At 50.8% G+C, this 12,043-nt stretch carries 11 protein-coding genes; 8 read left to right on the top strand and 3 right to left on the bottom strand.

What is annotated here, in order from left to right:
• Positions 1-250: 250 nt before the first annotated feature.
• Positions 251-622, bottom strand: coding sequence for a PH domain-containing protein (locus TU79_RS06905; protein WP_057007296.1), 372 nt, complete (start codon positions 620-622; stop codon positions 251-253).
• A 154-nt stretch (positions 623-776) separates the two neighbouring features.
• On the opposite strand from TU79_RS06905, the gene TU79_RS06900 reads away from it, so the two are divergent.
• Positions 777-1,412 carry a LysE family translocator gene (locus tag TU79_RS06900; protein WP_057007295.1) on the top strand — a complete coding sequence of 212 codons (636 nt, stop codon included), beginning with the start codon at positions 777-779 and terminating at the stop codon, positions 1,410-1,412.
• Positions 1,413-1,421: 9 nt separating this feature from the next.
• Here the strand turns inward: TU79_RS06900 and TU79_RS06895 are convergent, their stop codons facing one another.
• Positions 1,422-1,751, bottom strand: coding sequence for a hypothetical protein (locus TU79_RS06895; RefSeq protein ID WP_057007294.1), 330 nt, complete (start codon positions 1,749-1,751; stop codon positions 1,422-1,424).
• 235 nt (positions 1,752-1,986) lie between these two features.
• Between TU79_RS06895 and TU79_RS06890 the strand changes: the two genes are divergently transcribed.
• From TU79_RS06890 to TU79_RS06860, 7 genes are all read left to right on the top strand, one after another.
• Positions 1,987-2,883: a hypothetical protein gene (locus TU79_RS06890; RefSeq protein ID WP_057007293.1), complete on the top strand. Its 897-nt coding sequence runs from the start codon at positions 1,987-1,989 to the stop codon at positions 2,881-2,883.
• A gap of 159 nt (positions 2,884-3,042) precedes the next feature.
• Complete coding sequence (locus TU79_RS06885) at positions 3,043-3,279, top strand: hypothetical protein (RefSeq protein ID WP_057007292.1); 237 nt, start codon at positions 3,043-3,045, stop codon at positions 3,277-3,279.
• 387 nt (positions 3,280-3,666) lie between these two features.
• Positions 3,667-4,620 carry a hypothetical protein gene (locus TU79_RS06880; RefSeq protein ID WP_057007291.1) on the top strand — a complete coding sequence of 318 codons (954 nt, stop codon included), beginning with the start codon at positions 3,667-3,669 and terminating at the stop codon, positions 4,618-4,620.
• Positions 4,621-5,585: 965 nt separating this feature from the next.
• On the top strand, positions 5,586-7,091 hold the full coding sequence (locus TU79_RS06875) for an AAA family ATPase (RefSeq protein ID WP_231986872.1): 1,506 nt from the start codon (positions 5,586-5,588) through the stop codon (positions 7,089-7,091).
• Complete coding sequence (locus TU79_RS06870; RefSeq protein ID WP_057007290.1) at positions 7,088-7,936, top strand: hypothetical protein; 849 nt, start codon at positions 7,088-7,090, stop codon at positions 7,934-7,936. Before TU79_RS06875 ends, TU79_RS06870 begins: the two co-directional genes overlap by 4 nt.
• A gap of 694 nt (positions 7,937-8,630) precedes the next feature.
• On the top strand, positions 8,631-9,767 hold the full coding sequence (locus TU79_RS06865; RefSeq protein ID WP_057007289.1) for a DUF4238 domain-containing protein: 1,137 nt from the start codon (positions 8,631-8,633) through the stop codon (positions 9,765-9,767).
• 115 nt (positions 9,768-9,882) lie between these two features.
• Entirely contained in the window at positions 9,883-11,172 is a 1,290-nt protein-coding gene (locus TU79_RS06860; protein ID WP_057007288.1) for a hypothetical protein, read from the top strand.
• Positions 11,173-11,575: 403 nt separating this feature from the next.
• Here the strand turns inward: TU79_RS06860 and TU79_RS06855 are convergent, their stop codons facing one another.
• Positions 11,576-12,028 carry a hypothetical protein gene (locus TU79_RS06855; protein ID WP_231986871.1) on the bottom strand — a complete coding sequence of 151 codons (453 nt, stop codon included), beginning with the start codon at positions 12,026-12,028 and terminating at the stop codon, positions 11,576-11,578.
• Between the last annotated feature and the right edge of the window lie 15 nt (positions 12,029-12,043).

Genomic DNA, 12,043 nt, shown 5'->3' with positions numbered 1-12,043 from the left:
GTAGGCAAAGAGGCGAATGTCGTCTTTGTTCGCTGCTGAGCGTGGGAAAAGTGGACTGATGCCCAATCGGTGCCTTTTCTATCACCGCCGTATGCCTCTGTGGCGAGCGGGCTTGCCCCGCGTTGGGGTGCGAAGCAGCCCCAAAATCAGCCCCTCACGAAGTATCTGATAAAACGCATTCGTCTTTACCGGGCTGCTTCGCAGCCCAACGCGGGGCAAGCCCGCTCGCCACAAAATCCCTGCCTGCTGATCAGCCGAGCAAGTGCCTGGAAATCAGCCGGGAGATTTCCACGATAGAGGTCTTGCCGGTGAATTCGAATTTCACTTTGCCCAGCGACGAAAAGTAGATTTCCAGCTCCGAGTCCAGATCGAAGGTGCCGGAGGTTTCCACGGAGTACGCCACAATGTTTTTGTACGGCAACGAGGTGAAGTCCTTCTTGCTGCCGGTAATCCCCTGCACGTTCACCGCAATGATGCGCTGGGTGGTGAAGACCACGCCGTCGCGCATGGCCTTGTAGGCGTCGACCACTTCTTCGCCGTCCAGCAGCAGCGCCGATACGCGTTCGGCGTATTCGTTGTTTTGCTTGAGCTTGAAGAAACCTTTGTTGTTGAAGTCGATCATCTGCCTGTTCTGGGTGGGTGGTGTTTCAAACGGGTGCTGGTGTATGGCGTTTTGCTTGTGGATCTGTATCTGACGCGCGGGATTTGTACGCTCTACCATGGCGGCCCTGGCGAAGGATTCCACGCCGGCAGCACAAAAATCCAGGAGCCAAACAATGCCCGATATGTCCAGCTTGCTTGCCTACGGCCTGATCTCACTCGGCATGGTGCTGACGCCCGGGCCGAACATGATTTACCTCATTTCCCGCTCGATCTGCCAGGGGCGCATGGCCGGGCTGATTTCCCTGGGCGGCGTTGCGTTGGGTTTTGTCGTGTACATGCTGTGCGCGGCGCTGGGGATCACGGCGTTGCTGATGGCCGTTCCCTTTGCCTACGACGCGTTGCGCATCGGCGGCGCGCTTTATCTGGCCTACCTCGCGTGGCAGGCGGTCAGGCCGGGCGGGCGTTCACCTTTCCAGGTGCGCGACTTGCCCCAGGACAGCCCGCGAAAGTTGTTCACCATGGGCCTGGTCACTAACCTGCTCAATCCCAAGGTAGCGGTGATGTATGTGTCGCTGCTGCCCCAGTTCATCGACCCGCACGGCCATGGCAGTGTGCTTGCGCAGTCGCTGGTGCTGGGGTTCACACAGATTTTTATCAGCGTGAGCGTCAACGCGGTGATTGCCTGCATGGCCGGTTCGGTTGCCGTGTTTTTCGTCACCCGGCCGGGGTGGCAGGTGGTGCAACGCTGGGTGATGGGGTCGGTGTTGATGGGGTTGGCGGTGCGGATGGTGGTGGAGGGGCGGCGGTAGGCGACCACCTCACAGAATTGCTTTCAGGTACTGCTTGAGTGCGTCGAGCGGGGCCGTGAGTGCTTCAAACGTAGGCGCTTGGCGCACGTCCGTCGCCAGCCGTTGCAGTTCACGGCCCATTACCGTGTTCGCGCCGCCCAGCGCCGAAAGGGCCACCGCGATGCACTCGTTGATTTTTTGCTGAGTCGTAGCGAGATCGCCCTTGCGTACGAGTAATCCAAACACCTCCCGCTCATACCCATCCATCACCAGATCATCCCGCAAAACCGGGCTGCCGCCGTCCGTCTCGTGCGCAAGCTTGAGTGCAAAGAGCGCGACCGCTTCCAGCGTCAATTCCATGGTTTTGGGTCCTGGGTTATGTGGAGGAGGGCGATGATCACTGTTCTGTGTCTGAAAAAAAAGACCCTGGCGCCGTACAACGGGCTCGCGCGCCGCAAAGGGCAGTCCAAGGAACGATATTAATTAGCCATGCTCCAACTCGCCATGCACCCGGTTCTCAAAGAGCCGGTGTGCAAGGCTAACTCGCGCTGTCTGAACAGCGGCGCGTTCTCCTTCAGACAAGGACGCAACGACCATGCAGCCATCTCCCACCCAAGTACCTTCGGCCACCGGCGAACTGATCGCCAGCTTCCGCCACGGCAAGGGCTTTCTGATTTTCAGTTTGATAGTTGGCGTCGTGCTGTTGGGCCTCGCCGTGTTTGTGCTGTACCTGGGCACCCTCCTGCCCGCAGGCAGCGAAGGACCCATAGCTGGCGAGACCTCCCGCGGCCTGTCATTCAGCTTCAGCAGCCCGCAGACGCTGATCTACGCCACCAGCGCCTTGCTCGCGGTTATCGCGTTGGGCATGTTTGCGGTCTACGCCTGGCACAAAAAACTGCGCGCGCCGGTGTACAACGTGTTTGAGTTGGGCATAGAGCGCATCGTCAACGGTCAGCGCCACTACACCGCGTTCGCCGACATCGAAGACCTGTACCTGTTCGGCTCCGGGCAAACCGCAATGACCGGCCTGATCACCAACCTGGCCTATCGCCGCAACGCGTCCGAGCCGTTTCACCGCGTGATCGAAAGCCTCAAGGGCTTTTACGAATTCCAGCAACTGGTACGTGAGCGTCACGTACTCGCGCGCATGCCAGCGGTGGTCGCAACGCTGGAGGCGGGCGGGTCGGTGACGTTCAACTGCGTCAACTCAGGGCAGGTCTGGGGCAAACGTGTGAGCGGCAACTTCCTGAAAATCAACACCTCGCCGATTGCGGTCAGCCGAACGTTTTTGCAATACAAGGGCGAGAACGTGTCGATGGCATCGTTGCGTACCGTCGACCTCAATGCCTGGACTGAAAACGTGGTGATCAAGGACGAGAGCGGCAAAGTGGTGCTGTCGACTATTGCCACGGGGATCTTGAGCCATGATGTGTTTCTAAACACGCTCAATGCATTGTTTGCGGCACAAGAGCCCGCACGCGAGCGGGTCTGAGCCGTGTTGAAACAAACTTACCGACCGCTCGGCAGGGGAGGTGCGGGTTCCGCCCCTCGCTGCAGCAAAAAAATGGAACGGCTCTTGGCGGTGTTCGCCTAATGATTAGCCTGTGGATAATTCCCCAGGCAGCGTGCCAATACCGGCATCCTTCGAGAGGTGGTCAACGTGGCTAAAGACGAGAAGAAAAGCAAAGGCGAGTCTTCAAAAGCCAGTAAGGAATTGAAAGACAAGAAGTCGTCACCGGCAAAGAAATCAGCAGCAGCGTCGACCCTTTCGAAGTCTTCTGAAAAGAAAGACAAGAAAAAGGATGCCGAACCGAAGAAGGTTGATAGCAAGCCGGAAAAGGCCAAGAAGGCAGAGAAGGCGGAAAAGCCTGCCAAGAAGAAAAAGTGATAGCTGGCAGGCTTTAAGGCCTCACGATTCACTTTCCTGCAGACGAAAGAAAAGACCTTGAATTTCAAGGTCTTTTTTTAAGATGGTGCCGAGGGAGACTGGAGCGCTCCATATAAATCAAGGCTGTAGGAGGATTATGCAAGTAGGGATACAGGAGGGGATACACGATGATTGGTCCTGGTGATGAAATCGTGACAGTCTTGATATTTGAGTTTTTGGGAGGATGGAAAGCGGATCATAGATCGCTCTGGTAAAGTTGGACTAGGCTAGCTAAACGCTTCGAAAAAAATTCGCACATTTTGTTGCCAATTTCGCATGGGTTGAGACCGGCGGCGGCGGTCGATTTTACCGCTGACGTAGATAATTCCCCCAACCTCAAGGAAGATGATGGATCTGGTAGACGTTCTAAAAAAGAAAATCGACGTTCTTGATGATGGTGAGCACCGTCCTGGCCTTAAAGCCGTCTTGCTACACATTGAAACCGCCTTTCGACATTTATCACGAGGGCAAGATGGCGACGATGACACGGCATTCACGGACGCTATTTATCGAACAAATCAGGCTTTTGAAGGTAGTGTTAAAGAGGCTTACCGAGTACTTACTGGCAATGAACCCTCTAAGAAACGTCCCTATGATATCGAGAGCTATCTAGAAAAAAATAATATCTTTCGTCCTCGAGTTTTAAGCCAACTGACAAATTACCGCACTGAGTGGCGGAACCCTTCGGCTCACGATTACAAACTCGACTTTGACGAAAGCGAGGCGTTTCTTGCGATAGTTTCTGTCTCGGCATTTGCATGTTTGCTCTTAGATCAAATATCTGAGCGGCTCTCATATATGAAATCACAAGCAGAGGCGGATGCTCAGAAGGCGGTATTATTAGCGAGTTTAAAACAAGCAAAAAATACCGATCTCATAGTGAAAGCCTCCGAGCTTCTAAGCGAATTCTGCGCTTCACACATGCCGTTTGATGACACTAACAGGCTGACGGAAACGCAAGTGCTTGGTGCGCTTCATGGCTTCCTATCTTCTGTTGCTCCAGAGTTGAAAGTAGAAACAGAAGTTTCTGTGTCGGAACTGAGGAGTTTTAGGGCTGATCTTGTTATCAGTCGGGGTGATGAAAAGCTGGTAGTTGAATTGAGGCGAAGCGCTATGCGCCAACATCAAGCTAGTTCACTTATTCAACTTGAAAGGTATTTGTTTATATCAAGTATCAAGAGTGGCATTGTTTTGTTTTATCCTGACGCGCCGCAGAGAATGGAAAAATACGATATTAAAACAAACAATCCAGATTATAAGCTGGTTATGCTGGCTCCACCCGGAAGCGTGACGCTGCTCTGAAATAATTAACTTTAACTATGGTTTCTCCTGTATTGCGAGGAACCACATTATCTCGGATCTCTAGACGGCGGAAGAGCGGTTGCATTGAAACGAATTAGAAGTGGCGTCAATGATCAAGTTCGCTGATATGACAGAAGCAGTTTTTGATCGAGCCGCCTGAACTGTCGGGGACCCTGAGGATATTCGAACGACACGGGGTCAGAAACCCGTGGGATCGTAGTAGCGGCAATCACACCAGCTTACTGAAATTTCAATGTTGAAATTGAAAGGACCTTGAAGAAAAAGGGCCATCGTTACGGCTTCGGTAAAGGTGGCTGTATCTGTTGCTGATAGCGAACACCTGCGTGGCGTCAACCATGGTGATGGGTGTCAACCACGTCAACCTGTCAACCAACTTGAAAAATCCAGCCGCTACCACGAACGCGCGGTTTTCATGCCCCGTGCTGAGAGTAAATCTCCGGGGCCCCGCGATGTTTTTCGTCATCGAAGCGACCGCGTTTTCTCGCTGGAGGAAAGGCCATTGAGGGGCTAGGGGCGGACCTCGTCAAAAGCGATGTTACTGGTGTTACGCTTGTTACTGTTTACGTTAACTTTTTGTTTTTAAAGGGTATTTTTTGAGTAACACAACTTTGATTCGTTAGGCGGTAGACGTGTTACATAGCCAATAGGTGTTACATCAAGAGCTACTTTGTCGGGGGGTAGATATGCTGATTAATGGACTGTTATTTGGCCAGAGCACCGCGCTCTGAAGGGCCCCTACCGGCCAGTAGCTGCGTTTTTGGAGGTGCTAGAGCATTCAGGGCAACTCAACCTGAACGGCATAATGTATTCCGGTCGATAAGATTGATTGGAAGCTAAGCAAATTCCAAGAATGCTTTACTAGCCTTATGGCTATCGTTGCTGGTATACGCTGAGTTCAGCGTCATTTGCTTAAGCACTAATTCAACACATAAGGAAATGAGTTTTTGTCTAAATTAAAGTTTGTGGTCCGTGCAAGACGTGAGGCTGTCGCACCATCACTCCTCCCCGTGTTCGTCCTTAGGACGGACAACTGGGACGACTATGGGCACCAAGTGCAATTCCATCTCAGCTACCACGATGCTAAGAGCACAATCACTCTCTTGGGCCCAGTCAAAATCCTGCAGAAAAAAAGCGGAGATGCTGAGCCTGTAGTATTGGCCAGCACAACCCGCCTGGAAGACTCATTTTCCGAATTGGGCGCTGAGTGCATTTCCCTTGGTCAGGAGGACGACTATTACACGAGACTTCATACTCTCCTTGGAGCTCAGGCCATCGATGTGCTGGTCGCACTTCGAGATATTGCATGGCGGCCCGCACTTGCTGCTGACTTCGAGCCAACCAGCGCCTTCCGTAATGCAATGATGCGTGAGAACGGCGCGCACCGTGCGCGTCGTTTCGGCCATGCATGGGCCGTTGGTAAGCCGGTGAACGAAGAACCCTTCTTTACTTACATTGGTTCAATCGAGGGGGCTGATGCTGACGTTGAGGCATCCTTTGCATTTCAACCCTTTGATCCCTTACCAGGCCGAATCGTTGGCATCATCGGACGTAATGCGGTGGGCAAGACTCGCTTTCTGGCTAGCCTGGGCGCAGATCTAGCTCAGATTTCGCGTACTTCGGCCGAGAAGCTGACCGAGCGCGAGGAGCGTTTTCCTGATGGTCGGCCGTTGTTCACTCGTATCATCGCCATTTCGTATAGTGCTTTTGATCGCTTCAAACGCCCAAATCCAGACAGCTCCAGCAGCTACGTCTACTGCGGAATACGCAGCGACAAGGGAGGACTTTCTCGTGCCTATCTGAATGAAACCTATCGGAGAAATCAGGAACGTATTCGCGAACGAGAATTGCAAGACGACTGGATAAAGTACGCGCAAACCATCTTGGGAGATCTTAGCGAACAGCTGATGTCAAACTTGAAGGCAGAAATTGATAGCACCATTGACACCGACTACCAGGCCCTTTCTCTCCTCAGTTCGGGTCAATCCATTCTCGCCCATTTCGTGACGGCCCTACTTGCCTGGATTCAGCCCAATTCCCTGGTCCTGTTTGATGAACCGGAAACCCACCTTCACCCTAATGCAGTAGCCAGTCTGTTCTTGGTTTTATCGGAGATTCTGGGCAAGTTCGATTCATATGCGGTTGTGGCAACTCATTCACCTGTCGTGATACAAGAAATTCCCGCCAAGCGTGTTTTGGTGTTCGAACGGGAGCAGAATCTGACAGTAGCGCACCCTTTACTTCTCGAGAGCTTCGGAGAAAGTGTTACTGAGCTAACTAGGCATGTCTTTGAGACCATTGAGGTGGAGAGTGTCTATAGGCGAACGCTTAAACGGCTGGCAAGAAGCGAGCCGGCCGAGCAGGTGCTCGCTCGCTTCGATCAAGGTCTAAGTCTCAGCGCAGAAGCCTACCTGCTGGCGCAGTATGGTAAGAAGGAAGGTAAGAACAAATGAGAAACCTCGTTGCCTTGCCCGACGATCCGCCTTACCTAGATCGATATGTAGCTATCCGAGACAAGAAGCATAAAACTACGAGGAAAAATCTCACTGCCGTCCATGCCTTGATTGAAGAGAGATATCTCGCCTACGCGGAAGCCATCGACAAAAGCTCCTTAGCCAGTATCAAGAGCCATGCTCCAGCGCTCCTTGTAGGCGATACCCTCCGTGCTTGCTATGACGGGGCTACTCAGCCGCTGAAGAAACTCAAACAGGCGATAAAGGATGCGCAACCTAAGCGGCTTTTAAAGTATTGCCCTATGTGTGGAACGACGCTTCCCGGAACGTTCGACCATTACATGCCCGCAGTGAAATTTCCGGAGTTTTCGGTGCATCCGTTAAACTTGGTTCCATGCTGCGCTAAATGCAACTCCACTAAAGATGCTGATTGGCTTTCCGTCGCGGGAAGACGTCAATTTCTGCACACCTACACTGACCCGGTGCCAGACCTTCAGTTTGTCAATGTTACGTTTCAAGAGATCCTGGGGTTTAAAGGTGTCGGTGCGAACTTTTCGCTAGTTAGACCTATCGGTGTCGTCGATGAGTTTTGGAACCTCATCAGTAGCCACTTCCAACGCCTCAAACTGATTGAGCGATATGACGAACTTGGGAATGACGAAGTAGCAGAAATACTCCAGGACTGCCGCATTCATCTTGACTCTGGAGGTCAGGACATTCGGGGGTTTTTGAGAGGGCGAGCGAAAGATCGATGCGATGTATATGGTAGAAACCATTGGATCGCTGTTCTCATGGACTCCATGGCTAGGGACGTTAACCTCGATAAATGGGTCCGAGTTGCATAGTAGAGGACGGCTTATTCACCATCGGTTTCCCCTAAAGGCAGACAGATTTGTAAATCGCTCAGTTTTTTTTGGGGTATTGATGGCGTCATCTAGACATTTTCCGTCGAACACGACATACCGAAGTCGACCAAAAATAGACGACTGCCCACGGATGCTTCGAGTCGAAAGGTCGCGGTCAAGGCAGACCACGTTTGGCTGTCTTCTGCCCGTGGCAAAGGGCTGTACGCATTGCAGAGGCTTGGTTGAATGATCCCCCTTTGAGCGGCCTGTTGGAAGCTGATGAATCCTCCGTGGGGATCAATAGAAGCGGGGTCGGATATATGCAGACAACGCTTGTAACCCGCCTCTTCGGCGCATTAGCAATGCATAGCGGGGCAAGTGCTGCATTGCGTAGGTTTGTCATTCAGGCTTGCTTCGCAGGTTTGAAAGCCCATCTTGGCGGGCAAATCCCGGCATTTTGGCTACGTACGGTCCTTGGTCAGGCACACGCCCTCGCGTGCGAGCGAAAAGGTGCTAGTCGAACGACCACTAGCTTACGTTGCCTAGGTGAGAGGGGGGCAATGATGAGCAACTGAGGTCTGTTCGCCCATTAATTGCTGCTATACATCATTAATGTCTGGTGCAACGCGGCTTGATGAGCGTATCACCATTCAAGCCACGCGCCTTTTAGCTGGTCGACTCATGGAGAATGAAAATGGCCGCGCAGCAGTCCTTTCGACATCACTATGTCCCGCAATGGTACCAGCGAAGGTTTCTTGCACCCAACGCTACTGCTTTTAAAGTACTTGATCTCAGACCGGAAATATTTCGCGATAAGAGCGGGAGAATAAGGGGGCATGCACGGTCAATACTTGATAAGGGACCCGATGCTTGGTTCTTCGAGTCTGAGTTATACACTATTCGAGCTTTTGGGGAGCCTAACGATGATATAGAAAAAATGTTGTTTGGAGTAATTGATGACGTAGGGAAGTCTGCCGTCGAGGCTTTTCTTGATGAGGACTGGGATGTTGTTCATTCTACATTCCCATATTTCTTTGAGTTTATGGATGCGCAGAGATTGAGGACTCCAAAGGGTTTGTCGTTTCTTGCTCGCGTTACTCCTGTAAAGACGCAACTTGAATTAATGACTATGATGCAGAGATTGCGCCGAATGCATTGTGTGATGTGGGCTGAAGCAAGTTTGGAGATTTTTTCGGCAGATAATTCAGATGCAAAGTTTATATTCTCTGATCATCCGGTGACTTTTTTTAATCGCTTCGTATTTCCTAAGGACTCAAGAGTTCCGAGTGGGCTAGACCCTCTTCAGCAATGGATGGGTACTCAAACTATATATCCTTTGAGTCGAAATAAATTAATGGTGATCACTCATAGGGAGTGGGCACGAAAGCAAGGGCCAAGCAGAGCGATAAAAATAAGAACGAATGCGCGTCTTTTTGATAATCCCCTTGTTCGATATGATAATTGCAAGCGAGATAGGCAGTTAACTGATCTTCAAGTTAGGGAGGTGAATTATATAGTTAAGACTAGGGCTGATAGATACATAGCCGGAGATAAGGAGGATGACCTACATCCAGAAAAATATCTTAAGAATAGTATTTGGAATAAATTGGGGTTGTTCTTACTGCCTGATCCGTCGCATGTGGCAATGGAGGGCGGAAATATGACAGTAAGAATGAGTGATGGTAGGTATGTTTTTCAGGATGAGTATGGGCGTCGACCAACGACTAAAGAGGAGTATGAAAGCAAAGTTAAAGAAGCTGAAATAATGGAAGCGCATTTCAATAGACTTATTTCTGCTCACTTTGAAAATGAGGGCAGTATGAATGATTAATATTTTAAACTTTTTTTTGCCGATCTGCGCGATGGAAGTTCCATCTTTCCAAGTCGCGGGGTGTCGGATCAAAAAAATGTGTTCGCTTAGTTTGAATTAAGTTTGGAGAACAGCTATGGCCAAATTTTCCGAAGATGATGTTCATCAATACCTCCACGCTAAAGGATTGGAGGCGGTAGTCGTCGATTGCCCTTTATTTGACGGAGCCGAAGATGTGCTCCAAGAGGCACAGGAAACTATAGATGAACCCGACTTTCAACTCTGGCGGATCATAAAGGCACGTGCATTTGCTAGATTAGAACGGCTGCATGGGACGATTCGCTACGGTACATTCGTTGGTACAAAAATCAAGTTACCTACTGATCACACTAAGCCTATGGAGCTCGATCTACTTGGCACTCATGAAGACGGCTTGTTTGTATTGGAGTTGAAAGTCGACCGATCCGCAGAACGCAACGCTTTTTCGGAGTTGTTTGCTTATAGCAATTACATAGCTAGTATTTTCGCTTTGTCAGGTCATCAGGATATCACCAACGTCCTGGTTGCTAATCTCGATAATAAAATTACAAAACAAGCTTTTCTTTATGATCTTTTAATTAGTGAGCGGGATATTATCGTATATAGACCTAGCTTTCCAGATGGTAGTTTGGAGAGTTTGCAGCTTGATCTCTACCTGCCCAGCGATAACGATTTTAGACATTTTACCAATGAGCTTCTGTCGCACGATGCGATGAGTTGTGTAGTGATTTCTTTCGAAGATCTCGATGGTTGGTTCGATAGCGAAGAGGAAGGAGGCAGTCTTAATGATTGGACCAAGAAACATTTATCTGGTCTTAGCGGTTACGCTTCTCAGCTAATGGAAGCCGAGCGGTTGCATGGATTTTGCTTTATAAGGAAACCCTGGCGTGAGATTCCCCGTTACTACCGCAACAGCCTATTCATCTGCGCTCTCAATCCCTTCCGTATTGCGGAACCGAAACGTTCTGATGCAATTTTGTTACAGTTGGATGAGAAAGAGCGTGCAGGTTTTTTGGAGATGCCGGAATGGGCTTTCGAGGGACGATTGATTCGGCTAGCACAGCGCGCTGTTAAGGACTGCCTTACAGATTGTTATAATGCGGAAGTCGAGACACCCTACTGGGGTGCAGTCGTCACGAATTCGCTAGAGGTGGGGTTCACCCATAACTTCGCATATAGGCCGACGGGAATGATGCGTGAGGCTTATTCGGGCTTCCTCAATGAGCATTTCGCTCGCGAAGCAGAGGGGCGAGGTTGGGGTGAGGATCTCTCCATACTAAAAATTAATGAAGTTAACAACTGGCTTCGCGCTTGGATGTTTATGGAAGGCTGTGGGTTCAAGGACGGCGAAGCGTCGGACTTGATGGACGGCGACAAAGGCGAATAAAGTTAGTAGGCCGGCATCTTCACCTAACGGTCGCGAACTACCACTAGTCCTTCTACATCGGTCTCAGGTGGATAACCGCTGCTCAAATAAATCTCTGCAACTGATGAGACATAGGGAGAGTGCACGCGAATGGCAATCTGAGTGCGTAGCACCAGCCGAAAATCATGATTTCAATCTCTGGCGCATATTTTTTGCTGTGGCAATCGTGATCGACTTTTCAACAGAATCAGGCGAAAGCGCTCAGAAGCTAAGCGCTCCTGTAGACTAGAGGCCGAAGAAGCCTGAACCCTCTGTGTAAGGATAGGATATATGGAGGCGGAAGATGTTTAAGCTTCCGCTTCTTCTTCATCCGCTCTTTCTTTTGAGTTGAAGGTCAATGAAATCAAGCTCTGTCTTGATCGCATCAATTGTGAGCGTCGCCGTAAGTGGTGAGCTCAAGGTCGAACAGCCAATTTGCAAGCGTCTCCACGGCCTGCATTCCCATTACCAGGGCAAAGGTCGCCGTAAGCTGTGAGTCTGCTGCGGAACGGCTGACCCGAAGGAGCCCTCGAATCACGCTTGGCAACGAGCCTGCTTCCGCAGAGTAGGCATGGTCGTAGATGGCATCACGTACGGAGTAAAGGGTTCGTGTGATCGATTCTGCACCTGGGGAGTAGGAACCCTCCTCAAGCCAGAACGATGTGGCTGTGTTGATCAGATCGAAGGCACCTTTGAAGTGTTCGTTGAAATGCGGAAACAGCGCAAGACTGCGAACGGCTGCCTCGATATCGTCCTGATCCCACACCGGGCACGTTACGTCGAAACCTGCGATTTCGAGTTCGAACTCTTCTGCCTCGATGCCCCGCTCAAAGTCCATTTAGATCTCCCCGCC

Origin of the sequence: Pseudomonas trivialis, from assembly GCF_001439805.1 — a bacterium.
Classification (GTDB): Bacteria; Pseudomonadota; Gammaproteobacteria; order Pseudomonadales; family Pseudomonadaceae; genus Aquipseudomonas; species Aquipseudomonas trivialis.
Note: the sequence above shows the minus strand (reverse complement) of the source record. Positions and strands in the feature narration are given on the sequence as shown.